A 24587-nucleotide genomic window follows, 5' to 3' on the forward strand; every position below is an offset into this window, starting at 1 on the left:
AAGATCTTTCCCGCACCGCAGCAAACGAGCAAAGCCTGACAAGAAAGGCACTCGCGCTCAGTTCGGTACGCCTCTCTCTGCGCCAGCAACACGTTGTTTTTCAACAATATCAGCCCGAAGCGGTCAATTTTTCATATATATGTTTAGAGGTTCAGTTTTTGTGCTAGCATCGTCCGATTGCGAGCAGGCCTGTTCGGATGGACTGACAAAATGGGGAAGTGATGATGCTGGTTGACCGATACGGACTGACACTGACGACAAGTCTACCCGAAGCGCGGGACGCATATGTTGAAGGACTTGATCACATTCTTGCAGCGACGTTTGGCGCTAATGATGCTTTCAGTGCATCTGTAGCTGCCGATCCCGGTTTTGCCCTCGGTCATGTTGGCCTTGCGCGAGCCCGAATGTACGACGGCGATATGCCTGGCGCCAAAGAGGCAATTGCTTCGGCACTCTCCTGCGCATCAGGGTTAACCGAACGTGAAAAGAGCCATCTCTCGGTTTTCGACCTCCTATTTCAGGGCCGAGCGTCCGAAGCCCGAGGCGCAGTTCTGGAACACTCTGCAAATCATCCGCGCGATGTCTTGGTGGCGCAGATTTGCACCAATATTTTTGGCTTAATAGGGATGTCGGGCGAACCAGGTCGAGAAAGCATACAATTAGCTTATACCACCAAACTGTTTGATGCCTTGGGCGACGATTGGTGGATAATGAGCGTGCACGGTCAGGCGCTATGCGAGGTGGGACGGCTCGACGAGGCAATGGCTGTGATGGACCGCTCTCTCGCCTTGAACAATACCAACGCGAATGCCTCGCATTTCAAAGCGCATACACTCTACGAACAGGGGTCTGGGGAAGCTGGTCGCGCCTATCTTGCCGACTGGATTTCGGACTATGATACGCGCTCCTTGTTGCACGGCCATTTGAGCTGGCATCGCGCTTTGTGGGCATTGGAGCAGGAGGATGAAACGGAGCTTTGGTCGATTTACGATGGAGCGATATCCCCGTCGGCGTCCTATTCGCTGCCAATTAATGTTCTGACCGACGCTGCTGCTCTTCTGTATCGTGCTGAGATTGCCGGTTTCAATGTGGCGCCCGACCGTTGGAGAAATCTGAGCGATTACGCATCACAATTTTTTCCAAATCCGGGCATGAGTTTTGCTGACATTCACAGTGCGCTGGCCCATGCCATGGCTGGAGATGGAGAACGGCTTGCGTTCCTGACCGAAACGCAGTCAGGTTTTGCGGCAGACCTTGTACGCCCTGTGGCACAAGCTTGGGGTGCTATCGCGCGGCAGGATTGGACGGCTGCACTGCAACACCTAACGCCGGTTATGGCGGATCACGCTCGCCTCGGTGGCAGCCGAGCGCAGCGCGACTTACTAGAGCTGACTTACTTGAACCTGCTGTTGAGATCCGGACATGCTCAAGAGGCGCATAGAACGGCAATAGCACGACGCCCGATCTTCAGTCAGAGCGCGCCAATTTCTGGCTTTAGCTGAATTGTGAACGACCCTTTTGTCCCGCATAGATGCCCAGCCCCCTGCCGTCGGACCAAGCGATTGACGTATCTTTCCGCGTTTGATGCGCAAAACCATTGCAGAACGGAACCCTTCACGATTTTCTGGGAACACCACAACTTATCACGGACAGGACCCCGAATTGGACTGGCGCGATCACGGCATCCTACTGACCTCTCGCCGCCACGGCGAAACCTCGGCGATTATCGAGGTCTTTACCGAATCCCACGGGCGTCATGCTGGTGTGGTGCGGGGCGGGACCAGCCGCAAGATCGCACCCATCCTGCAACCCGGCGCGCAACTGGATGTGCTGTGGCGTGCGCGGCTGGAGGAACATATCGGCACCTTTCAGGTCGAACCCCTGCGCTCGCGCGCGGCGGCGGCGTTTTCCGGGCGGCTGGCCCTGTCCGGGCTGAACGCCGTCGTGTCGCTTTTGTCCTTCTGCCTGCCCGAGCGGGAAGCGCACCCGGCGCTCTATACCCGAACCGAGCGGTTGATGGACCTGTTGGGACAGGATGAGATCTGGCCGCTGGCCTACCTGCGATGGGAACTGGCGTTGCTGGACGAACTTGGCTTTGGCCTTGACCTGACCGCCTGCGCCGCGACCGGCACGACCGAGGGGCTGGTCTATGTGTCGCCCAAGACCGGGCGCGCCGTCAGTGCCAAAGGGGCGGGGGAATGGGCAGACAAGATGTTGCCGCTGCCGCCCTGCCTGCGGGGCGAAGGCACCGCGCCGGATGCCGAGATTGCCGAAGCTTTGCGCACAACAGGATATTTCCTGAACCACCGCGTCGCCCCTGCGCTGGGGCATAACCCACTGCCCGAGGCGCGCGCGCGGTTCGTGGATCAGGTCACTCGGCGGCTGTGAACACCATCTCGTGCCCGTCCTCATTGCGCAGGATCAGCACATCGCCTGACACTTCGGACTGGGTCATGGCCAAAAGGGCGGCGAAATAGACCCCTTCGGCCTCAAGCCCGGCGCAGGCGGCCCGCGTTGCTCTCAGGTCCTGAATTTCGAACCACGGGTAGGGCGCGTTCAGCGTGCCGTCATAGCTGTTGCAGGGGGCGTTTCCGGCGATCCTGCCCTCTTCGGGGAACCGCAGCAGGGCGCTGGCGGCAAAGGGCTGTCCGTCGATCTCCTGCAGCGCCCATGTCCGGTCTGCTGCGCCATAGGCGGCAACGGATTCATCCCTGTCGCATTGAGACAGGGCCATCAAAGGCAGGGTCAGGATAAGGCGTGTCATGGCAGGGTTCTAGCGTATCAGCCGTATCTGCGGAACCGGGTCAGTAGGGCAAAGACCCGTTCAGAAGCCGCTCGCGCACTTCCAGCCGGGGTGCCCAGTTGTATCGCGTATCCTCGCGCACCGGCGCCCAGAACAAGACACCGCTGTTGCGCCAGGGGTCGAGGATAATGCCATCATACATCGTGTCCCCCTTGGCGCTGATCGATGCCGAATGGTGGATGATGCGAAACGGGGTCGGCGGTGACGTGGCCCAATGCAGATCCAGCGTCCGGAAATTCTCCTGCCGCAGGCGTTTGGTCATCGCTTCGGCCCAGTCATTGCACAGGCCCTTTTCGCGGAACCCGTTGATGATCTTGGCGTTGTGGATGATCGCCGGGTCGGTGACATTCCAGTCCTGCTTCAGCTGCTGCGAATAGGCAAAGGCAATCGTGGCCGCTTGCTGTGCCTCGGCCGGATCGACATCCGCCCCAAGCCCCCGGATCGATTGCGCCAGCGCGTCCACATCACTCCGGCTCACCGTCGGCTGCGAGGTGGTGCAAGCCGCCAGAGCAAGAGCCGCAAGAACGGCCCACATGGCAAGGAAAGGTCGGGTCATGCGGTTTCCCAAAAGTTAATTGCGACGTCTCGTGTTCGGTTGATGCTCTACCGGTGAAAGGGGTGGGATCAAAGGGGGAAGTTTTGAAACACGTGGGTCATTTGTGACCGTCACGCGGGCCACGAGGGGCGATGGTTTGCTTTGTACAAAACGTACTCTGCATGGTTCGGACCGCGTACAGATTGTACAAAACAGGAAAAAGACCCGGCGCAAGCGCCGGGCCAGTCGGGGAAACAGGACTGCCAGAATGGGTCACCCGAGCAGACGTCGTGCGATGACCTGTGCCTGAATTTCAGCAGCCCCTTCGAAAATGTTAAGGATACGCGCGTCACACAGAACGCGGCTGATCTTGTATTCCAGCGCAAAGCCGTTGCCGCCATGAATCTGCAACCCGTTGTCCGCCGCAGCCCAGGCCACACGCGCACCAAGCAGCTTGGCCATACCGGCCTCAAGGTCACAGCGCTGGCCGTGATCTTTTTCCCATGCGCTGAAATAGGTCAGCTGACGCGCGATCATGATCTCGACCGCCATCATCGCCAGCTTGCCGGCCACGCGCGGGAAATTGATCAGGGATTTTCCGAACTGCTTGCGGTCGATCGCATATTGCATGGCGATGTCCAGCGCACACTGTGCCACGCCGATGGCGCGGGCGGCGGTCTGGATGCGCGCACTTTCGAAGGTTTCCATCAACTGCTTGAAACCTTTACCTTCTTCTCCGCCCAGCAGGTTCTCACCCTTGACATGGAAGCCGTCAAAACCCAGCTCGTATTCCTTCATGCCGCGATAGCCCAGAACCTCGATCTCGCCACCGGTCATGCCGGGGGTGGGAAAGGGATTCTCGTCAGTGCCCGGTGTCTTTTCCGCCAGGAACATGGACAGGCCGCGGTGGTCGGTGCTGTCGGGGTTGGTCCGAGCCAGCAGGGTCATCACATGGGTCCGCGCGGCGTGGGTGATCCAGGTCTTGTTGCCGGTTATCTTGTAATCGCCATTCGCGTCCTTGACCGCGCGCGTACGCAGGCTGCCAAGGTCTGAACCGGTGTTGGGTTCCGTGAAAACGGCAGTCGGCAGGATCTCGGCGCTGGCAATCTTTGGCAGCCACTGTGCCTTTTGCGCGTCGGTGCCGCCTGCGATGATCAACTCGGCCGCAATCTCGGATCGGGTACCCAGCGAACCAACGCCGATATAGCCGCGCGACAGTTCCTCGGACACCACGCACATTGATGCTTTGGACAGACCGAACCCACCGAACTCCTCGGGGATGGTCAGGCCGAAAACACCCATTTCCGCCAGTTCTTCAATGATTTCCAGCGGAATCAGTTCATCCTTCAGGTGCCAGTCATGCGCGTTTGGTTCGACCTTTTCCAGCGCGTAGCGGCGGAACTGGTCCCGGATCATCTCAAGCTCTTCATCCAGACCAGACGCGCCGAACATCGTAGCTCCGGCCTGATCCTGCATCAGCGCAACCAGACGGCTGCGCGCAGCCTGAGAATTGGCCCGCGCCATCAGGGTCTGCACTTCGGTCGACTGAAAGCCCGACAGCGCATCCCAGCCAAGGCCCATATCCTGAAGACGCACCACCTCGCCCTGGTTCATCGGAATACCGCCCGCCACCTGGTGCAGATATTCGCCAAACGCGATCTGGTGCAGCAACTGCTCGGTCTCGCCAAATTTACCATCGGCTTGCAGCGCTTCTGCCCAGCGCTGCATCTGTTGCAGCGACTGCGAATAAGTCGCCAGCCAGGCCAGACCATGCGCAGCGGTCTGATTTGCTTCGATCAATGCGCCAGAGACCCGGCCTTCAGCGGTCACCATGCCACGCACGGATGCGCGGGCTTTTTCAAAAACGGCGTCCACAGCAGGCACGGCGGCTCGCGTCAAATCCAGAAGATCGGGCAATACTGCATCAGTTGTCATTTGGGTCATATCCTGTCCGTCATGGGCCATGAATCGCGTCCTTTCCTCGGTCGTCTGGTCATATCATGCTGCACGTGCAGCGCAACAAAAATACTAATTATGCCGTTAAAAAGTTCAAAAATTACCTGAACATTTTTGCAATGCAGAAGAAAATCCAGATGATATCTAGAGGGCATGGACCTGTTTTCCCTTCTGTCGCCGCAAGAGCTGTTACTTGCCATCGCCGTTGCCTTTGCCGCCGGGTGGGTCAAGGGCATGGTTGGATTTGCCATGCCCATGGTGTTTGTATCTGGCCTGAATTCGTTTCTGCCGCCGGATCTGACCTTGGCGGGGCTGATCCTGCCGACCCTTGTCACCAATGGCGTTCAGGCTTTTCGCGGGGGCGCCAGCGCCGCACTCAGCTCTATTCGCCGGTTTCGGGTGTTCCTGGTGGTTGGCGGTATTTTTCTGGTGCTGAGCGCACAGCTGGTCACGCTGGTGCCCGGCTCGGTCTTCCTGCTGCTGATCGGCGCGTTCGTGTCCTTCTTCGCCCTTGTGCAGGTTCTGGGCGTCAGGCTGGTGCTAAATCATCCATCAACCGGTGTTGAGGCCGTTGTTGGCGGTGTCGCCGGGTTCGTGGGTGGCATGTCGGGCATTTGGGGTCCCCCCACAGTTGCATATCTGACGGCCTTGAATACCCCGAAGGCCGAGCAGATCCGAATTCAGGGTGTCATCTATGGATTGGGGGCGGTCATGCTGCTGGCCGCGCATGTCTGGTCCGGTTTTCTGCGCGTGCAAACGGTCCCGTTTTCAGTAATCCTGATCGTTCCTGCCATTCTAGGGATGTGGGTCGGATTGAAACTGCAGGACCGCATCGATCAGGCCAGCTTTCGCAAGGCCACGCTGTTCGTTTTGCTGGTGGCGGGCGTGAACCTACTGCGGCGTGGCCTGATGGGCTGAAGCTCTAGTCCGGTCGCCTGTCTGCAAACCGGAACGCGAAATACAGACCCAGCATCAGAAAGAACAGGCCCGAAATGTCGCCGATCAGGAACGCGATGTACTCAACCGTTGCACTGCCAAAGACCAGATTGGTCAGGCCAGAGACCAGAAAGGATGTGGCTATGCCCACGCCCATAACGCAAACCCAGCAGGGTTTGCGGTTCGGGTTGGGGAACAGGTCCCATCCGACAGCCTTCAGCAGATAGAAAACCGCAGGAACCGTCAGGACGGCGATAGCAATTGCCAGCAGGCGGGTGGGCAGGAAAACATCCGTTCCCGCCAGATAGGCAAAGACGATGAACACACCCGGCAGCATTGCAAATATTGCGCGCCACCCCAACAGCCAGGCCGACAGAACCCGTACGCCATGCGGCAAAAACAGCAGGCTCGCCCGGCTTGGGTATTCCGGAAAAAACACGTTCTGCATTGGCATCAGCACAGCGAAGGTCAGTATCGACGCCAGTACATAAGCCAGTGAAGCCGCAAGGGTGTCAGTCGCCCAGCCGCGCATCGCGATCACATCACCGTGCACGCACGGGGCGCGTCATCTGGGGGCATGAACGATGTACCGCCCGCGATTGGCGCTGCCACTTTGTGAAAGATAGCCTTTTTCGACCAGCGATTTCAGCGCGCGAAAAAACGTTGGGCGCGAAATGCTTTGGACCAGCGTATGCTCGATCAACCCGAACGTACGCACTTCTTGAGTGGATTTTGAAAGCTCTTCCGCGGCGTAATAGATGTCGCGCTCAACCGGAGATAGTTTTTCCAGCCCAAGCGTCCGCTCCATGCTTTGCATCAATTTGCGTAGTTCGGTGAGTTTCGAGATTTCCGTCATGGTGTTACCTGTAGTTTTCTGTGCCAACCGCCGCCTGTCCGCGACCATTTGAACCACACTGATCGCAATACCAACCAGCCAGTCCCATGTTGACACTCATCCCCGTTTACTTAGACTAGAAGCCTGATTAGGTTGCTCAATCCAGCGTTGTGAGTGTGCGCATATGAGCTTCCACAAAGTCCTTTCAGTCAGTGCCCGGCGCGAATGTGCCGGGCTTTTTCGTCTCAACAGTAACTAGGCCTAGCGCAGATCGCACTTTGAAACAACGCACTTGTATGTGCATTTAATGACATACAACTATAAGATGAGTATTTAGCGGACGGCTAAAGAAGCTGCGGATTGGCAAAAAGAAAGGGGCTCAGCGGCCCCTTTTTTTCGTTTATCCGATTGCGACGGCTTTGATGTCGTCATCAATGAATGGCAGATACTGCTCGAAGTTTTCGGCAAACATCTGCACCAGTTTCTCGGCCTGCTTGTCGAATGCGGCCTGATCATCCCAGGTCCGACGTGGGTCAAGCAGAACTTCGGGGACACCCGGGACAGAGACGGGAACGTCAAAGCCGAAATTGGCGTCCTTGCGGAACTCGGCGTCGCGCAGCGAACCATCCAGCGCTGCGGTCAGCAGGGCACGGGTGGCCTTGATCGGCATCCGGCTGCCGATACCATAGGCGCCACCGGTCCAGCCTGTGTTGACCAGCCAACAGGTCGCGCCGTGTTGGGCGATCTTGTCGCGCAGCAGGTTTCCGTAGACTTCCGGGCGGCGCGGCATGAACGGAGCACCAAAGCAGGTCGAGAAGGTGGGTTGCGGTTCGGTAACGCCACGCTCGGTCCCGGCCACCTTTGACGTGAAGCCCGACAGGAAGTGATACATTGCCTGCGCAGGCGTCAGCCGCGCGATCGGAGGCAGTACACCAAAGGCATCGCAGGTCAGCATAATGATGTTTTTCGGATGCCCACCCAGCGCGCTTTTGGATGCGTTCGAAATATATTCAAGCGGATAGGCGCAACGCATGTTCGCGGTCAGGGAGTCGTCGTCGAAATCCAGTTCCTTGGTCTCGGCGTCAAAGACCATGTTTTCGATCACGGTGCCGAATTTCGAGGTGGTCGCGTAAATCTCCGGCTCGGCTTCGGCGTTCAGGTTGATGGTCTTGGCATAGCAGCCGCCTTCGAAGTTGAAGGTGCCCCGATCCGACCAGCCGTGCTCGTCATCCCCGATCAGCGTGCGCGACGGATCGGCGGACAGGGTTGTCTTGCCAGTGCCGGACAGGCCAAAGAACACGGCGGTGTCGACCGCGTTGCCGACAGCATGGTTGGCCGAGCAGTGCATCGGCATCACACCCTTTTCGGGCAGCATGTAGTTCAGCAGGGTGAATACGGATTTCTTATTTTCACCTGCATATTCGGTGCCGCCGATCAGGATCAGCTTGCGGTCGAAGTTCAGCGCGATCACCGTTTCGCCGCGGCAGTTATGTTTGGCCGGGTCAGCCTTGAAGCTAGGGCAGTTGATGATGGTGAAGTCTGCGGTGAACTCGTCCAGATCCTCGCGGTCGGGACGGCGCAACAGGTGGCGGATGAACAGGTTGTGCCAGGCAAGCTCAGTCACCATGCGCACGTTGATTGCGTAGGTTGGATCGGCGCCCCCGACGAGGTCCTGCACGAAATAGTCACGGCCTTTCATATGCGCCAGCATGTCTTGGTAGAGGGCGTCAAATCCCTCCGGCGTCATCTCGGCATTGTTTTCCCACCAGATGGTGTCGGCCACGCTGCTGGTTTTGACGACATGCTTGTCCTTGGGCGAGCGACCGGTGAACTTGCCAGTGGTGACCAGAAAGGCACCGCCATTTCCAAGTGTACCTTCGCCGCGCTTCAACGCTTCTTCGATCAGCGCCGGTTCCATGAAGTTATAATAGACATTGCCCAGACCCTCGATGCCCTGATCCTCGAGGCGGAATTGCGGGTTAACCCGTCCAGATGTCATGTGTGTCTTCTCCTGTGGCGGCGCCGGGGCTTTGGGCCCTGAGGCGCCTTTGGGGCAGTGTACCGGGAAAACCGGCGGCTGAGCGCGTCTTATCATGGTCGTTCAGGACATGAACAGGCGGGTTTGACGCAGTTAGCGCAACCAAGCTCGGGTTTAGCGCCATCACAAATTCAATGACCGAGAACCGGGCATATTTTTGCGGGCATAAAGGCAAATTTGCCGCAGACCTGCCGCAACAAAGGCACGATTCGCAGTTACGGATTGATTCGGCGTCTTAAAACCGCCAACAATGCCTTACAAATAAGCGAATTATTGCGCGAGTGAGCAGGAATAGGGGTGAGCCCGATGTCAAAGATTGCACTTGTGGATGACGATAGAAACATTCTGACGTCTGTATCCATGACACTCGAAGCCGAAGGTTTCGAGGTTGAAACTTATAATGATGGCCAGGCCGCGTTGGATGCGTTCAACAAAAAGCTGCCGGACATGGCCGTGCTCGATATAAAGATGCCGCGTATGGATGGCATGGATCTGCTACAGCGGCTGCGTCAGAAAACGCAGATGCCGGTGATCTTTCTGACCTCGAAAGATGATGAAATCGACGAGGTTCTGGGTCTGCGCATGGGCGCGGATGACTATGTAAAAAAGCCCTTCTCGCAACGGTTACTGGTTGAGCGCATCCGCGCGCTGCTGCGCCGGCAAGAAGCAACAAGCGGCGATGCGATCGCTGCCAATAGCAATGACACAAAGGTTATGGAACGCGGCGACTTGCGGATGGACCCGCTGCGCCATGCAGTCAGCTGGAAAGGGAATGATGTATCCCTGACCGTGACCGAATTCCTGCTTCTTCAGGCACTTGCCCAGCGTCCGGGTTTCGTCAAAAGCCGCGACCAGCTGATGGATGTGGCCTATGATGATCAGGTTTATGTGGATGACCGGACGATCGACAGCCACATCAAGCGTCTGCGCAAGAAGATGCGCGCGGCTGATCCCGAGTTTTCGGCGATCGAAACCCTTTATGGTATCGGTTACCGGTACAACGAAGAATAGGCGCCACGCCAGCAAGGGGTAATGGGCTCTCGTGCGCGACACCGAAGCAGCAAGCGAACTACGTGACGGTGACGTCGTACTCGGGGATGACTGGGTCATTCCCGACGATTCCGAGTCAGCGGAACTGAGGGAAAAACGTTCTCAGAGAAACCTGTTTTCGCTGCGAGGCTCGCCTTTGGCGCGCAAGATCATCACCTTTAACCTGATCGCGCTGGTGATCCTGGTTACGGGGTTGCTGTACCTGGACGATTCGCGGAAAGAGACGGTTCAGCAAACAGCGCGCAATCTGCTTGGCGATGCGCAGCTGGTCAGCAACGTCTTTGAAACCCAGCTGCGACAGGGTGCGCAACACACCGCACAGGATGCTGGGAACCTAGACGTAAGAGATACGCTGTCTGGGTTGACACTTCCCGAAGGCGGCGAAGTCTTTGTCTATGACGCCAGTGGCACCCTGATTGGCTGGACACGCGGTGCCCCGCAAGTGTCGGCCATGCCGGTTCTTCTGCAAACCAATTCCGAGCTGCAAACCGGCAGCACAGTAATCAGCGACACGCTGAACGCGGTGTGGATCGGTGTGTCGAACCTTCTCAACTGGTCGACCGAGGTCGAGGCACCGACGCTGGCACAACGGGTACAGGGAATAATCCCGCAGGCGCTGGCAGGCCAAAGTCAGGTGCAGGCTGTTCAGGACGCCGCAGGTGAGACTGTGATCGTGGCCGCTGCGCCGATCCTCTACGAAGATACCCCGGCCGGAGCAGTCGCCATCACCGGCCCAGCAGGCGAGATTGACGCATTGGCCCGTCGCGAGCAGGAACGCATCCTGCAAATGTTCGTGGTGGCTTTGCTGGTTTCGGTGGGTCTGAGCCTTGTGCTGGCTTCGACCATCGCCAACCCGCTGGCAGATCTGGCCGCAGCGGCGGAAATGGGTAAGGACCGGGGCACAGGGGTCAATCCGGGGCGCATTCGCATCCCTGATCTTAGCGCCCGTCCGGATGAAATCGGCCGCCTTAGCCGCGCTTTGCGGGGCATGGTAAATGCTCTGTATAATCGGATTGACGCAAACGAACAGTTCGCAGCTGATGTCGCCCATGAAATCAAGAACCCCCTGGCCAGCTTGCAATCCGCTGTCGGTACATTTCGCATGGTCAAGCGCGAAGATCAGCGCGACAAGCTGCTGGCTGTGATCGAGCATGACGTTCGGCGTCTGGACCGGCTGGTCAGCGACATCTCGAATGCATCGCGTCTTGACGCGGAACTGGTCAAGGAAGAAGAGCAACCCTTTGATCTGCTCAAACTGATTGGCAATTTAGGTCAATATCTGGGTGAGGATGCGCGATCGAAGGGGATCGACTATATCACCGATCTGCCATCCGATCCGATTGTCATCAACGGGCTTGAGGCCCGGCTGGCGCAGGTTTTCGTCAATCTGATCACCAATGCCATTTCCTTCTGTGAAGAAAATGACGCGATCAGGGTCTGGGTGCGTCAGCGCGACAACCGTGTTCTTGTCGTGGTCGAAGACACCGGGCCGGGTATTCCGGAACAGGCCTTGACCAAAGTGTTCAAGCGATTCTATTCGCAACGCCCACCCGAGCATTTCGGCAACAATTCGGGGCTCGGTTTGGCCATCTCGAAACAGATTGTCGAAGCCCATGGCGGCGTAATCTGGGCTGAGAATATCCGCCCGACAGAGGCTGATATCACGTCAGACCCGCTGGGCGCGCGTTTTGTGGTGGGGTTGCCCGTATAAACCATGCAAGCAAGTTCTCTGTCAGACGCCAAAGACCGGGACAGCGCTTGTGTTCATGCCTCATGTATAACAGTGGCCGGGCGCGGGCTGTTGATTGTCGGTGCCTCGGGCGCGGGAAAATCGGCATTGGCATTGCAGATGATGACCTATGGGGCAGGGCTGGTTGCGGATGATCGGGTCGAACTGTCAAGGCGGGGCCATCAGGTCATTGCCGCCGCCGTGCCGCAGATACAGGGTTTGATCGAGGCCCGTCACATTGGTTTGATCAAAGCGGATGCATTCGGACCGGTCCCCTTGGACTATGTTATGGACCTGGATCAAAACGAGCCGCAGAGGTTGCCTGCCGAGGCGACAATCGTGCTGCTGGGGCAAACTGTTCCCTTGCTTCGCGGGGCAGGCGTGCCCAACTTGGCCGCAGCGTTGATGCAGCTTCTGAAATATGGGCGTGTACACCCGGAATGGCCGAACAAATGACAGAGCAACGGCGGATCGTGTTGGTTACAGGCCCATCAGGGGCCGGAAGATCCACAGCCATTCATGTCCTGGAAGACCTGGGCTTTGAGGCTATCGACAACTTGCCGATGGGCCTGTTGCTGCGCCTGCTGGACAGTGCGGACAGCGACCGCCCAATGGCGCTGGGCATTGACGCCCGCAATCGCGATTTCTCGACAATCGGGTTTATCGAACTGGCCGAAAGCCTGGGTCGCATGGCGCGGGTGGATTTGACCGTTCTGTATCTGGATTGCAGCGACGACGTGTTGGTGCGCCGGTTTTCGGAAACCCGCAGGCGGCACCCCGTTGCCAAGAATGCCAGCCCTGAGACCGGCGTTCAGCGTGAAAAAGAGCTGCTGGCCCCCATACGCGAGATTGCAGATACCCTGATCGATACAAGCCATCTGAACGTGCATCAGCTGCGGGAAGAAGTTGAAAACTGGTTTGCGCCCCAAGGGGGGCGACATCTGGCAGTTTCAATCGAGTCGTTTTCGTACAAGCGGGGCCTTCCGCGCGGGCTGGACATGGTCTTTGATTGCCGGTTTCTGGCAAACCCGTATTGGCGCCCCGAGTTGCGGGCGGCGGACGGGCGGCACTCGGACGTTGCGCGCTTTGTTCAATCGGATATGAATTACGCACCCTTTCTTGAACGTGTTATGGATTTGCTTACTTTGTTGCTGCCGGCCTTTCGGGCCGAAGGAAAAGCACATCTGTCGGTGGCTTTTGGATGCACGGGTGGGCAACACAGATCCGTCGCAATGGCAGAAGCTGTTGCAAAGGCCCTTGCAGAGGACGGGCAGCAGGTGGCAATTAGACATCGCGAGATGGAACGTCGGTCGTTGAGTGTGAGGTCGGATTGATCGGAATAGTGATCGTTGCGCATGGCGGTTTGGCCCAGGAATACCTGGCCGCCACACAGCATGTGGTCGGACCGCAGCCCGGCCTTGTGGCCATTGCGATCGAACCCGACCACGATAGGGATGAAAAACAGGCGGAAATCTGTCGTGCGGCTGACGAAGTGGATATGGGCGACGGTGTTGTCGTTGTAACCGACCTGTTCGGTGGCAGCCCTTCAAATCTCAGCCTGCGGGCCTGTGCGCCTCAGGATCGGCGGATATTGTATGGGGCAAACCTGCCAATGCTCATTAAATTGGCCAAAAGCCGCCACTTACCCGTTGGTGATGCTGTCCGCCAGGCAATGGAAGCTGGACGGAAATACATCAATGCGCAAAATGTGACTTTGGACTAAAACCGGATTGATGAATATGACCACCCGAAGCCTGAAAATTATCAATGAAAAAGGTCTGCATGCCCGCGCCTCGGCAAAACTGGTCGAGGTTGTGGAAGGTTTCGACGCGCATGCCGAGGTGTCGAAGGACGGAATTTCTGCGTCAGGTGACAGTATTATGGGCCTTTTGATGTTGGCAGCCTCTCGCGGAACAACTATTGACGTCGAGACCTCCGGGCCGGATGCTGAAGCATTGGCAGAAGCTCTGGAAGCGCTTGTGAACGACAAGTTCGGAGAGGGGTTCTAAGCTGCCCTTGCCGGGACAGGAAGAACGGGAAGACCAGGAATTGGCGGAAACGACGCACGAGACCAAGACAAGCCCGGTGGTGGATGGGACCGCAGATCAGGGCGAGATCTACGACCGTAGAACTCTGACCTATGCAAACTCGTTCGATGACGCCTGGACTTCAACGGCCATTCGCGCCATCGAATGGTGCACGGGCAAGCTGACCATTCTGCGGATGGTCAACAAATTCGAGAAAAAGAACGAATTTTATCGTGGGCAGCGGTTCTGGGGTGGCGCGCTTGAGGTGATGGGGATCGACCTGACCACGCCGCTAGAGCAGATCGCCCGTATTCCAAAAACCGGCCCTGTGGTTGTCGTTGCCAACCACCCCCACGGAATGGTGGATGGTATGATTCTGGCCGAGTTGATCGGGCGGGTCCGCAGTGATTATCGCATTCTGACCCGCTCGGTCCTGACGGGTCTGGATGAGGCCGCGACATCTTTCATGATCCCGGTTCCATTTCCGCATGACCCCGAGGCGCAGGCCAAGATGCTGGAAATGCGTGGCAAGGCGATGGACCATCTGAAGGACGGCGGCGTCGTGGCGCTGTTCCCGTCCGGTGTCGTCATGTCATCGGATGACTGGTTTGGCCCCGCAGTCGAGCGCGAGTGGAATGTGTTCACCGCAAAAATGATCCGCCGTTCAGGCGCGCGCGTGGTGCCTATTTTCTTTCCCGGCAGCAACTCGCGATGGTACCAGATCGCCAACAAACTGTCGCCGATCCTGCGGCAAGGCTTGCTGCTGCATGAAATCGTCCGCTCGTGCAAAAAACCGCAATCGCCAGTCATCGGCGATCCGATCTCGGATCAGGACATGGAACAGTTGGAGCGTGACCCGCGTGGTTTCATGACCTGGCTCAGAAACCATACAATGTCGCTGGGCAAGTCAGGCCAATCCTGATCCGTGTCTTCATCTGACCGACACCGTGCTTGGCAAGGGCGGTTTTGTTAACGTGTCGGAACCGGCACCTCGCCGCGATAATCATAGAAACCGCGCTGCGTCTTGCGCCCCAGCCATCCGGCCTCGACGTATTTCGTCAAAAGTGGACAGGGGCGATACTTGGTATCAGCCAGACCATCATGCAAGACGTTCATGATGGCCAGACAGGTGTCCAGCCCGATGAAATCCGCCAATTCCAAAGGCCCCATAGGGTGATTCGCGCCCAGCTTCATCGATTGGTCGATGGACTGGACGCTTCCGACACCTTCATACAGCGTATAAACGGCTTCGTTGATCATCGGCATCAGGATGCGGTTGACAATGAAAGCCGGGAAATCTTCGGCGCTGGCAGCCGTTTTGCCCAACCGGTCCACCACCGCTTTGCAGGCTTTGAAGGTTTCCTCATCCGTTGCGATACCGCGGATCAGTTCCACCAATTGCATGATCGGAACCGGGTTCATGAAGTGAAAACCCATGAAACGTTCGGGTCGGTCGGTACGGCTGGCCAGACGCGTGATGGAAATGGACGACGTATTCGACGTCAGGATCGTATGCGGCAGGAGGTGTGGCTGCAGATCTTCGAAAATGGCCTGTTTGACCGTTTCCCGCTCGGTCGCAGCTTCGATCACCAGATCGGTCTGTCCCAGCTGCGGCAATTCAAGGGTGGTTGTAATACGCTTCAGGGCCGCCTGCATCGCATCGTCAGTGATCTTGCCGCGTGATGCCTGACGCGCCATGTTGCCTTCGATCGTGGCCATTGCGCTGTTCAACGCATCCTGACTGACATCATTCAGCAAGACATCGTATTCCGCCAAAGCCAGAACATGAGCAATGCCGTTGCCCATCTGACCCGCGCCAATCACCCCGACCGATTTAACTTCCATGTTCAGCTGCCTTTGCCCTGGAGGATACCGGGACAGTATCGGCAGACCGGGGCAGGCGGCAAGGGGATCGAACCGGTCAATTTTGCTTCAAATGCGCGCATTAGGAGATTCTCAATACCTAAGGCCGCAAATTGGCATTTGGGTGAAAATGTGGGGGGCTTGGTATGAGCTTTCATCGGGTCAGCGACAGCACAGAGGCCGCGTGCCAATATGCAGGATCAAACCTTTGGTTTCGGGCACCGCCCGGAAATCTTGAGACGCCCTATGTGGCCTGTCTGGGGGGAGAAGAGACGTTTGGCCGGTTCGTGGAATATCCATACCCGGCATTGCTTGCAAAAAGATTGCCGCAGCCTTGTATCAATTTTGGCAGTCTTTTTTGCGGGGCTGAGGCACTGCTTGCTGATCCGGGGGTCTTAAATCTTGTCAACGGATCGGACCTTTGTGTGCTGCAAGTGCTGGACGTGCCTTACCAGTCGAACAGGTTTTATCGCGTGCATCCGCGTCGGAATGATCGGTTTCTTGAACCCTCGTGCGACCTGCTGGACTTTTATCCCGAGGTCGATTTCACGGAAATCCACTTTGTCAGGCATTTGCTGGAACGGTTGCGTGTCATAAAGGACGCGCGCTTTGAGGTTGTGGCACAGGAGTTGCGAGAGACTTGGTTGCGCAACACATCCGAGCTGATACGCCGGATCAAGCCGGGGGTTGTTCTTCTCTGGCTGCATATACAGCGACAGGAAGACCGGCATCGCGACCTTGTCCTGCCCGACGCTGACATGATCGAACAGGTTCGACCGCTATGTGCCGATGTCGTGGAATGCTCGGTCAGTGTGTCCTCCTTGTCAGACGAGATCGAGGACGTGTTGTTCGGGACGCTGCAACAGCCTGTGGCCGAGCATATGCTCGGCCCCTCTGCGCATAGAGTGATTGCCTTGAAGCTTGAGGCGGCTTTGAGGGGATTGAATTGAAAAAGGCCCGCTTGGTGGCGGGCCTTTGGTGATTGTGGGGCTAAGATCCCGGGCTGTGTTCAGCCGAGTTTTTCGGTCAGTTCCGGGACCGCCTGGAACAGGTCGGCGACCAGTCCGAAGTCGGCGACCTGGAAGATCGGTGCTTCTTCGTCCTTGTTGATCGCAACGATGACCTTTGAATCCTTCATGCCCGCAAGGTGCTGGATTGCGCCCGAGATTCCGACCGCGACATACAGATCAGGCGCAACAACCTTGCCGGTCTGACCCACCTGCCAGTCGTTCGGGGCATAGCCCGAGTCCACAGCGGCGCGCGATGCGCCAACCGCTGCACCCAGCTTGTCAGCCAGAGCTTCGATCAGCTTGAAGTCGTCTTGCGAGCCGACACCACGGCCGCCCGAGACAACAACGCCTGCCGAGGTCAGTTCTGGCCGGTCGCTTGCAGCCACCTTGTCTTCGACCCACGACGACAGGCCGGGATTGTCGCCGACCGAGATGGTCTCGACCGCAGCCGAGCCGCCGGTCCCCGCCGCATCGAAGGACGCGGTGCGGATGGTGACGACCTTCTTGGCGTCGTTCGACTTCACGGTCTGGATCGCATTGCCCGCATAGATCGGGCGCTCAAACGTCGAGCCGTCAACCACGCCCGAGGCATCCGAGATCACCATCACGTCCAGCAGGGCTGCGACGCGCGGCATCACGTTCTTGGCGTCGGTGGTCGCGGGGGCCACGATATGCTCGTACCCATCGGCCAGACCCACGATCAGCGCGGCGGTCGATTCCGCCAGGCGATGACCCAGCGACGCGTCTTCGGCCACCAGCACCTTGGACACGCCGTCGATCTTGGCGGCAGCCTCGCCGGCAGCGGCGGCCGAGCCACCTGCGGCCAGAACGGTCACGTCACCCAGCGCCCTGGCGGCGTTGACGGCCTTGGCGGTGGCGTCCAGCGCCAGTTCGCCATTGTTGACTTCGGCAAGCAGAAGTACAGCCATTACACAGCCCCCGCTTCTTTGAGTTTCGAAACCAGCTCATCCACCGAGCCAACGATGATACCTGCGGCCCGTGCCGGCGGTTCTTCGGTCTTGACGATTTCCAGGCGCGGCGTGACGTCGACGCCGTAATCGGCGGCAGTTTTCTCGTCCAGCGGCTTTTTCTTCGCCTTCATGATGTTGGGCAGCGACGCATAACGCGGCTCGTTCAGGCGCAGGTCAACGGTCACGATGGTCGGCATCTTAACGCTGATGGTCTGCAACCCGCCATCCACCTCGCGGGTGATCTTGGCGCTGTCGCCTTCGATATCCAGTTCCGAGGCAAAGGTGCCCTGCGACCAGCCCAACAGGGCCGACAGCATCTGGCCGGTGGCGTTCATGTCGTTGTCGATCGCCTGCTTGCCCGCCAGAACGATGCCGGGCTGCTCTTCCTCGACCACTTTGGCCAGGATCTTGGCAACCGCCAGCGGCTCGATATCGGTGTGCACATCATCCGTCGCAACAACCAGAATCGCGCGATCAGCCCCCATGGCCAGCGCGGTCCGCAGCGTCTCCTGCGCCTGCTTCACACCAATCGAAACGGCAACAACTTCGTCTGCCTTGCCAGCCTCTTTCAGGCGAATGGCCTCTTCAACCGCAATCTCGTCGAACGGGTTCATCGACATTTTGACATTGGCGAGATCAACACCGCTACCGTCCGCTTTCACGCGGACCTTCACATTGTAGTCAATCACGCGTTTGACAGGTACCAGTACCTTCATTGTAGCGCTTTCTCCTCAAAAAAACGGCAAGCCGCGAAGGCGACTCCACCAATGCTCTCGTCGGACTTGATAACGTCTGCTGCACCCGCAAAACAGAGCAAAATCGTCACGTCGTCGCGTCGGGACGTCGCGTTTTGCAGTTTTTTACCTTGAGGCACGCAAGATTGTTGCCCGCATTGTGCCTATTTTCTGGGAAATATTCAGCGGTTCGCGCCAGGAACCCACAGCACGTCGTCCTTGCCATCGTTGTTTGCGCAACGGGCCGCGACGAAAAACCAGTCACTTAGCCGGTTGAGGTATTTGACGGCCACATCGTTAACCGGTTCCATATTTGTCAACTCGACTGCCAATCGCTCGGCGCGACGCGATACGGTGCGGCACACGTGCAAATGCGCGGCCAGCCGCGCCCCCCCCGGCAGGATAAAGCTGCGCAGCGGTTCCAATGTTTCGTTCATGATGTCAATTTCGGCTTCCAGCCGGACGATCTGAGCGGATACGATTCGCAGCGGTGGATAGTCCGCTTCGGCATCCTTCTCCATTTCAGGGCGGCAAAAATCTGCACCAAGATCAAACAGGTCGTTCTGAATCCGCGACAGGGCGGCATCGACTTCGCCTTCAGCCTCGGTGCGGGCCACGCCAACAAAAGAATTCAACTCGTCCACTGTTCCGTAGGCGGCAACGCGTCCCGAATACTTTGCCACACGCTCGCCATTTCCCAGTGCGGTTTTGCCATCGTCGCCGGTGCGTGTGTAGATTTTGTTCAGTACAACCATTACTGTACTCCTTGCCCGCGTAGATAGACGTAAATCACGATTAAAATAACGGCGATGAACTGAAAGAGGATGCGCAGGCGCATCATCTTGTTGCTTTTCTTAGCTGCTTCCATGCCGCCTTTGCCGAAATTCGCGATGCCCAGGGCTAACACAACGACAACCGCCGCCATGGCCAGAAGCAGAATGACCATTAAAGGGTCCATTTAAAGTCACCGTCCGGTTTTTTCGATTATCACCCATCTAGCGTCAAGGCACCGAAAAGCGAACGGGAAATAACGTCTCAGATATCCGAAAGGATGCGGTCCGTGGCTTTTGTTGGCAGAATCCGGCGCAGAACCCCTGCGACATATGTCGGGGTGGTTACATAGTAGCGTGGTTTGGGGCGGCGCGCCTCGACCGCATGGGCCAGCTTGTCGGTGACGGCGGAGGCGGGCAGTTCGAACCGGTCCGGTGCACTGTTTTCGTATAACCGCTTCAGCAGCGAACCTTCGTATTTTTCCCGCAGTGCCGAGTTCTCCCAGTCGATGTACTTTTCGAACACCGGGATTGCCTTTTCCCTGAGCTTCGAGGTGATCGGGCCGGGCTCGATCAAAACGACCTGAATGCCGGTATCCCGCAGCTCCAGCCGCAAGGTGTCGGTCAGTCCTTCGATGGCGTATTTGGTGGCGACATATGCGCCGCGCCAGGGGAAGGCGACAAGGCCCAGTACCGAGGAACATTGCACGATCCGGCCGTGGCCCTGCTCGCGCATGACGGGAATAACCTGTCGGGTCAGCTCGTGCCATCCAAAGACATTTGTTTCAAAGATATGGCGCAGAGCGTCTGTCGGGACGTCTTCAACCGCACCAGGCAGTCCATGCGCGCCGTTGTTGAACAGCGCGTCCAGCGTACCGCCCGTTGCTTCAAGTACGTATGACAATCCCGAGGAAATGGTGTCTTGGTCAGTATAGTCGATTCTTGGGCTTTCAAACCCTTGCGCGCGCAGGCGATCACAGTCGCGCTGCTGTCGGCAGGATGCAAACACACGCCAGCCTCGTGCACGCATTCCGTGTGCTGCGTCCAGCCCAATGCCCGACGAGCATCCCGTAATAAGAATCGATTTCTGCATGTGCCTTCCGAAGTTGAACCCCGCCAAAAGCTAGGGTGGGGTTTGCGGCAGGGCAATGACGTCCGGGCGTCAGTTTGATGTTTTCCGGACAAGTGATGCTGAAATCCACCCAACCTGTTGCGCGGGCAACACGCGCAGGCGCAGCCAGCCGGTGCCGGAGTCACTCAGGACCTCGACCCGTTGGCCAAGCGCGGCCTTGCCGATGATGGGATAGATCGTGCCGGGGCCATCGCGCAGATTAACCCGGGTGCCCGAAATTTCGCGGATGTCGGTCTGGGCCTCGGCAGGCGTGGGCAGTTCGACGACGGGCAACTCAGCGTCGGTGATCACCTGCTCCAGTGCGGTCACACCCTGTTCCAGTGACGCCAGGGTCAGTGTCACGCTTTCGTCCTGGAACAACGAAGGATTGGCCTTCAAGCCAGCCGCGACCTGCGAGAGGAGGGCCTTTGTTTCGGTCTCGCCCAACTGGGTTACCGCCTCGGCAACAGGTGGATCCGCCAGAGCGGGTTTGACGGCGGCCCGGGTGACCAAATCTTCGACAGGTGCAGGTTCAACGACCGGGGCAGCCGGTTCGGCCACGACAACCACGCGTTCCGGTTTGGCAGGGCGTACGCCGCGCGGTTCAAAATCGGGGCCGCCGCTCATCACGTAAAAGGTCCAGCCGAGCGCGGCAAAGGTAACAAGTATCAGGCGCGTCATGGCGCATCCCCCAAAGCAATCGTAACATCAACAAATGGCAGCAAATCAATTGATGAGATCTTAGCATATTTTGGGTGACGAGTCGAAAAATGGGGGAAAACAACACGGTGTCTCCCCCTGTTGCAAAAAGCACGACTTTTCCCCAGCAATTTATGTGCTGCTCGCTTTACCAGGGCGCACTTGCGTCGTATCACATCATATATGAACGATACGATCGATGACCCCAACATGGAGGCCCCTGCAGGTGGGGGCGAGGTAGCTGAACCGCTGCGCCGCGCGATTGGTGAGCGGTATCTGACCTATGCACTGTCCACTATCATGCACCGGGCGCTGCCCGATGCGCGGGACGGGTTGAAGCCGGTTCACCGCCGAATCCTCTATGCGATGAGAGAGTTGCGACTCAGTGCAACCGGAGGTTTCCGGAAGTCTGCCAAGATTTCCGGCGACGTGATGGGCAACTATCACCCGCATGGCGATGCTGCAATTTACGATGCGATGGCGCGCCTGGCGCAGGATTTCAACGTCCGCTATCCGCTGGTCGACGGGCAGGGCAATTTCGGCAATATCGACGGCGATAACCCGGCGGCCTCGCGATACACCGAGGCGCGGATGACCATCGTGGCCGAGGCGCTGCTGGAAGGGTTGAACGAAGACGCCGTTGATTTCCGCGACAATTACGACGGCACCCTGACCGAACCGGTCGTGCTGCCTGCACAGTTCCCGAACCTGCTGGCCAATGGCGCAAGTGGTATCGCGGTGGGGATGGCGACGAATATCCCGCCGCACAACATCTCGGAACTCTGCGATGCCTGTCTGCATCTGATCAAGACACCGGAGGCGCGCGACGACACGTTGCTGAACTACGTGCCCGGCCCTGACTTCCCGACCGGTGGCGTGATTGTCGAGCCGCCCGAGAATATCGCGCAAGCCTATCGCACCGGGCGCGGTTCGTTCCGTTTGCGCTGCAAGTACGAGGTCGAGGATTTGGGGCGCGGACAGTGGCAGATCATCGTCACCGAGATTCCTTATCAGGTTCAAAAGTCCAAGCTGATCGAAAAGATCGCCGAACTGATCCAGACCAAGAAAATCCCGATCCTTGCCGATGTGCGCGACGAATCCGCCGATGACATCCGCCTGATCCTCGAGCCGCGCTCCAAGAATGTGGACCCTGAGGTGCTGATGGGCATGCTTTATCGCAACTCGGACCTCGAAGTGCGGTTCAGCCTGAACATGAACGTGCTGATCGACGGGGTGACGCCCAAAGTCTGCTCGATGAAGGAAGTGCTGCGCGCTTTCCTTGATCACCGGCAAGAGGTGCTGATCCGCCGCTCGCGCCACCGCATGGCCAAAATCGACCACCGGCTGGAAGTGTTGGAGGGCTTTATCGTTGCCTTCCTGAACCTCGACCGTGTGATAGACATCATTCGCTACGACGAAGACCCCAAAGCCGCGCTGATGCGCGAGGATTGGGGGATCGACCACATCCGCGCCACCAGCGAGGCCGACTATGTCTCACCCAAACCGGGCGAGGGCGAGTTGTCCGAGGTTCAGGTTGACGCGATCCTCAACATGCGCCTGCGCAGCCTGCGCCGTCTGGAAGAGATGGAGCTCGTTCGCGAACGCGATGAGTTGATGCTGGAACGTGCCAACCTCGAAGACTTGTTGGCCGACGAAGGCCTACAATGGGCCAAGATTTCCGAGCAGTTGAAAGAGACGAAAAAGACATTCGGCAAAGATTACGAAGGCGGCGCGCGCCGCACGCGGTTCGCCGAAGCGGGTGAGGTCGAAGAGGTGCCGCTTGAGGCGATGATCGACCGCGAACCGATCACGGTCGTCTGTTCTCAGATGGGCTGGATTCGCGCCATGACCGGTCATATCGACCTGACCCGTGAATTGAAGTTCAAGGATGGCGACGGGCCGCGCTTTATCTTCCATGCGGAAACGACCGACAGATTGCTGGTCTTCGCTTCGAACGGGCGGTTCTATACAGTCAGCGCGGCCAACCTGCCCGGCGGGCGGGGCATGGGCGAACCCCTGCGCCTGATGGTCGACCTGCCGAACGAGGCACGGATCATCGATATCCTGATCCACAAACCGGGGCGCAAGCTGCTGGTGGCCTCGGATGCGGGCAACGGGTTCATGGTGCCCGAAGATGACGTGCTGGCCCAGACGCGAAACGGCAAGCAAGTGCTGAACGTCAAGGACAACGAAACAGCAGTGATCTGCAAACCGGTCGAGGGCGACCACGTTGCAATCGTGTCCCAGAACGGCAAGTTCCTTGTCTTCCCGACAGAAGAATTGCCCGAAATGACTCGCGGCAAGGGCGTGCGGCTGCAAAAATACAATATGGCACGCGGGCGGCAGGGGACGCTTGAGCTGGACGGCGGTCTGTCTGACATCACCACCTTCAACTGGGAGGAGGGCCTGAAATGGTCCATGGGAGGCGACAAGACCCGGCATGAGGCAGATATGTCCCAATGGCTGTCCAAGCGCGCCAGCGTAGGTAAAAAAGCGCCTTACGGCTTCCCGCGGGACTATAAGTTTTCGTGATCCGACCCCGGTTGCGGTAGAAATCCACCGATACGGCTTGGCACAACCCGTATCGGTGCGCTACACCCAATAAAAACAGGCCTATCGAGACAGAGAGACATGTTGCGCATTCTGACCCTAATCACCGGATTGGCCCTGATGGCCGCTTGCACGCAGACGCAGGTTTATGAGCCGCCTGAATCGCTGGGTGAATTCAAGCTGCGGGTCAACTACGCGTTCGCTGACAAGGCCGTGCAAGGGCCAGTATCCCGCGATGCAACACCCGACGAATGGACGAAGGCCATCCAGAATGCAGTCGATATTCGTCTGGGCCGTTATGAAGGTACGCAGGAATATGACATCGGAATCAGCCTGGAAGGCTACATGCTGGCGCCCCCGGGAATCCCGATCATCTACAATCCCAAAAGCACTGCGATTGTGCTGGTCAACGTTTATGACGTGAAGAAAGAAAAGTTTCTGGCAAAGGGAAAGCAGTTCCAGGTGCTGGAAGACACGACCGGAGGCAGTGCGCTGAAAGGGTCGGGGCACGAGCGTACCAAAAACGAACAGATGGCCGGTCTGTCACTGAAAGTAGCCGACCGGGTCGAAGAGTGGCTGGCTGAAGAACATGAAGAGAATGGCTGGTTCGAAAAACGGCCAGACCTGATCCAGCCCCTCGATTCCACCGAGGTTACGCAAAATCCGGCGGGATAACCGCATTTCCCTCAGGATGTGCTTGATTTTCCCCTTTGAACCAAATATCTCGCGCGCGCAGATAGTAACCCGGGACCAAGGGTCCCCCAAATCGCAAAAGGGCGCCTGAGGAATGGCAAAGGAAAAGTTTGAGCGTACAAAACCGCACGTCAACATCGGCACGATTGGGCATGTTGACCATGGTAAGACGACGCTGACCGCAGCGATCACCAAGTATTTTGGTGACTTCAAGGCGTATGACCAGATTGACGGCGCGCCGGAAGAGAAAGCCCGCGGCATCACCATCTCGACCGCG

The 24587-nt window shown here is 58.0% G+C and carries 27 protein-coding genes; 14 read left to right on the top strand and 13 right to left on the bottom strand.

The genetic code is table 11. From position 1 onward, the window contains the following. The first annotated feature begins 221 nt into the window (after nt 1–221). Both AC2FLZ_RS18330 and recO read left to right on the top strand, forming a co-directional pair. Nucleotides 222–1502, top strand: coding sequence for a tetratricopeptide repeat protein (locus tag AC2FLZ_RS18330; RefSeq protein WP_496882558.1), 1281 nt, complete (start codon nt 222–224; stop codon nt 1500–1502). Between the two features lie 160 nt (nt 1503–1662). Continuing rightward, nucleotides 1663–2388: a DNA repair protein RecO gene (gene recO, locus AC2FLZ_RS18335; protein ID WP_496882562.1), complete on the top strand. Its 726-nt coding sequence runs from the start codon at nt 1663–1665 to the stop codon at nt 2386–2388. On the opposite strand, the gene AC2FLZ_RS18340 is transcribed toward recO, so the two are convergent. From AC2FLZ_RS18340 to AC2FLZ_RS18350, 3 genes are all read right to left on the bottom strand, one after another. After that, the gene (locus AC2FLZ_RS18340) at nt 2372–2764 is read right to left on the bottom strand and encodes an META domain-containing protein (protein ID WP_480623494.1); all 393 of its coding nucleotides are present in this window, start codon (nt 2762–2764) and stop codon (nt 2372–2374) included. The genes recO and AC2FLZ_RS18340 overlap by 17 nt on opposite strands. Nucleotides 2765–2804: 40 nt before the next feature. Continuing rightward, nucleotides 2805–3359: a hypothetical protein gene (locus tag AC2FLZ_RS18345; protein WP_496882559.1), complete on the bottom strand. Its 555-nt coding sequence runs from the start codon at nt 3357–3359 to the stop codon at nt 2805–2807. Between the two features lie 252 nt (nt 3360–3611). Then, nucleotides 3612–5303 (bottom strand): acyl-CoA dehydrogenase family protein, encoded by a 1692-nt coding sequence (locus tag AC2FLZ_RS18350; RefSeq protein WP_496715513.1) that lies wholly within the window; start codon nt 5301–5303, stop codon nt 3612–3614. Between the two features lie 144 nt (nt 5304–5447). On the opposite strand from AC2FLZ_RS18350, the gene AC2FLZ_RS18355 reads away from it, so the two are divergent. Then, complete coding sequence (locus tag AC2FLZ_RS18355) at nt 5448–6212, top strand: sulfite exporter TauE/SafE family protein (RefSeq protein WP_496715512.1); 765 nt, start codon at nt 5448–5450, stop codon at nt 6210–6212. Between the two features lie 4 nt (nt 6213–6216). Here the strand turns inward: AC2FLZ_RS18355 and AC2FLZ_RS18360 are convergent, their stop codons facing one another. The 3 genes from AC2FLZ_RS18360 to AC2FLZ_RS18370 all read right to left on the bottom strand — a co-directional run bounded on the left by AC2FLZ_RS18360 (nt 6217) and on the right by AC2FLZ_RS18370 (nt 9064). Continuing rightward, nucleotides 6217–6762, bottom strand: coding sequence for a hypothetical protein (locus AC2FLZ_RS18360; protein WP_480607897.1), 546 nt, complete (start codon nt 6760–6762; stop codon nt 6217–6219). Between the two features lie 33 nt (nt 6763–6795). Further along, the gene (locus AC2FLZ_RS18365; protein ID WP_480473858.1) at nt 6796–7182 is read right to left on the bottom strand and encodes a hypothetical protein; all 387 of its coding nucleotides are present in this window, start codon (nt 7180–7182) and stop codon (nt 6796–6798) included. A 283-nt stretch (nt 7183–7465) separates the two neighbouring features. After that, a complete protein-coding gene (locus tag AC2FLZ_RS18370) occupies nt 7466–9064 on the bottom strand; it encodes a phosphoenolpyruvate carboxykinase (RefSeq protein ID WP_480607894.1) in 1599 nt (532 codons plus the stop codon). Between the two features lie 345 nt (nt 9065–9409). Between AC2FLZ_RS18370 and AC2FLZ_RS18375 the strand changes: the two genes are divergently transcribed. From AC2FLZ_RS18375 to AC2FLZ_RS18405, 7 genes are read left to right on the top strand one after another with little or no spacing between them, the layout of a single operon-like run. Further along, nucleotides 9410–10114 (top strand): response regulator transcription factor, encoded by a 705-nt coding sequence (locus AC2FLZ_RS18375; RefSeq protein WP_267364197.1) that lies wholly within the window; start codon nt 9410–9412, stop codon nt 10112–10114. A gap of 31 nt (nt 10115–10145) precedes the next feature. Continuing rightward, complete coding sequence (locus tag AC2FLZ_RS18380) at nt 10146–11864, top strand: ATP-binding protein (protein ID WP_480623490.1); 1719 nt, start codon at nt 10146–10148, stop codon at nt 11862–11864. A 3-nt stretch (nt 11865–11867) separates the two neighbouring features. Then, nucleotides 11868–12338, top strand: coding sequence for an HPr kinase/phosphorylase (locus tag AC2FLZ_RS18385; RefSeq protein WP_480607892.1), 471 nt, complete (start codon nt 11868–11870; stop codon nt 12336–12338). Further along, nucleotides 12335–13216, top strand: a complete 882-nt coding sequence (rapZ, locus tag AC2FLZ_RS18390) for an RNase adapter RapZ (protein WP_480473854.1) — start codon at nt 12335–12337, stop codon at nt 13214–13216. Before AC2FLZ_RS18385 ends, rapZ begins: the two co-directional genes overlap by 4 nt. Continuing rightward, nucleotides 13213–13605 carry a PTS sugar transporter subunit IIA gene (locus AC2FLZ_RS18395; RefSeq protein ID WP_209506320.1) on the top strand — a complete coding sequence of 131 codons (393 nt, stop codon included), beginning with the start codon at nt 13213–13215 and terminating at the stop codon, nt 13603–13605. The genes rapZ and AC2FLZ_RS18395 overlap by 4 nt, the downstream gene beginning before the upstream one ends. A 16-nt stretch (nt 13606–13621) precedes the next feature. Beyond that, complete coding sequence (locus AC2FLZ_RS18400) at nt 13622–13891, top strand: HPr family phosphocarrier protein (RefSeq protein ID WP_209506323.1); 270 nt, start codon at nt 13622–13624, stop codon at nt 13889–13891. Between the two features lie 40 nt (nt 13892–13931). Beyond that, nucleotides 13932–14831, top strand: a complete 900-nt coding sequence (locus AC2FLZ_RS18405; protein WP_480473853.1) for a lysophospholipid acyltransferase family protein — start codon at nt 13932–13934, stop codon at nt 14829–14831. A 47-nt stretch (nt 14832–14878) separates the two neighbouring features. On the opposite strand, the gene AC2FLZ_RS18410 is transcribed toward AC2FLZ_RS18405, so the two are convergent. Continuing rightward, nucleotides 14879–15754, bottom strand: coding sequence for a 3-hydroxybutyryl-CoA dehydrogenase (locus AC2FLZ_RS18410; protein WP_209506328.1), 876 nt, complete (start codon nt 15752–15754; stop codon nt 14879–14881). Between the two features lie 164 nt (nt 15755–15918). On the opposite strand from AC2FLZ_RS18410, the gene AC2FLZ_RS18415 reads away from it, so the two are divergent. Then, complete coding sequence (locus AC2FLZ_RS18415; RefSeq protein WP_496808221.1) at nt 15919–16722, top strand: DUF6473 family protein; 804 nt, start codon at nt 15919–15921, stop codon at nt 16720–16722. A 59-nt stretch (nt 16723–16781) separates the two neighbouring features. Here the strand turns inward: AC2FLZ_RS18415 and AC2FLZ_RS18420 are convergent, their stop codons facing one another. From AC2FLZ_RS18420 to AC2FLZ_RS18445, 6 genes are all read right to left on the bottom strand, one after another. After that, complete coding sequence (locus AC2FLZ_RS18420; RefSeq protein WP_480556008.1) at nt 16782–17711, bottom strand: electron transfer flavoprotein subunit alpha/FixB family protein; 930 nt, start codon at nt 17709–17711, stop codon at nt 16782–16784. Further along, the gene (locus AC2FLZ_RS18425; RefSeq protein ID WP_267364208.1) at nt 17711–18469 is read right to left on the bottom strand and encodes an electron transfer flavoprotein subunit beta/FixA family protein; all 759 of its coding nucleotides are present in this window, start codon (nt 18467–18469) and stop codon (nt 17711–17713) included. The genes AC2FLZ_RS18420 and AC2FLZ_RS18425 overlap by 1 nt, the downstream gene beginning before the upstream one ends. 200 nt (nt 18470–18669) lie before the next feature. After that, nucleotides 18670–19242, bottom strand: coding sequence for a cob(I)yrinic acid a,c-diamide adenosyltransferase (locus AC2FLZ_RS18430; RefSeq protein WP_496882560.1), 573 nt, complete (start codon nt 19240–19242; stop codon nt 18670–18672). Continuing rightward, nucleotides 19242–19445, bottom strand: a complete 204-nt coding sequence (locus AC2FLZ_RS18435) for a twin transmembrane helix small protein (protein WP_480494604.1) — start codon at nt 19443–19445, stop codon at nt 19242–19244. Before AC2FLZ_RS18435 ends, AC2FLZ_RS18430 begins: the two co-directional genes overlap by 1 nt. Nucleotides 19446–19522: 77 nt before the next feature. Continuing rightward, entirely contained in the window at nt 19523–20350 is an 828-nt protein-coding gene (locus AC2FLZ_RS18440) for an SDR family NAD(P)-dependent oxidoreductase (protein ID WP_480519504.1), read from the bottom strand. Between the two features lie 69 nt (nt 20351–20419). Beyond that, complete coding sequence (locus AC2FLZ_RS18445) at nt 20420–21049, bottom strand: SH3 domain-containing protein (RefSeq protein ID WP_480623486.1); 630 nt, start codon at nt 21047–21049, stop codon at nt 20420–20422. A gap of 201 nt (nt 21050–21250) precedes the next feature. Between AC2FLZ_RS18445 and AC2FLZ_RS18450 the strand changes: the two genes are divergently transcribed. From AC2FLZ_RS18450 to AC2FLZ_RS18460, 3 genes are all read left to right on the top strand, one after another. Then, complete coding sequence (locus AC2FLZ_RS18450; RefSeq protein WP_496882561.1) at nt 21251–23599, top strand: DNA topoisomerase IV subunit A; 2349 nt, start codon at nt 21251–21253, stop codon at nt 23597–23599. Between the two features lie 99 nt (nt 23600–23698). Continuing rightward, nucleotides 23699–24292 carry a hypothetical protein gene (locus AC2FLZ_RS18455; RefSeq protein ID WP_480473846.1) on the top strand — a complete coding sequence of 198 codons (594 nt, stop codon included), beginning with the start codon at nt 23699–23701 and terminating at the stop codon, nt 24290–24292. A 112-nt stretch (nt 24293–24404) separates the two neighbouring features. After that, on the top strand, nt 24405–24587 hold a 183-nt coding region (locus AC2FLZ_RS18460), incomplete at its 3' end, for a GTP-binding protein (protein WP_480545024.1).

The organism is Ruegeria sp. YKSF131, from assembly GCF_059612645.1.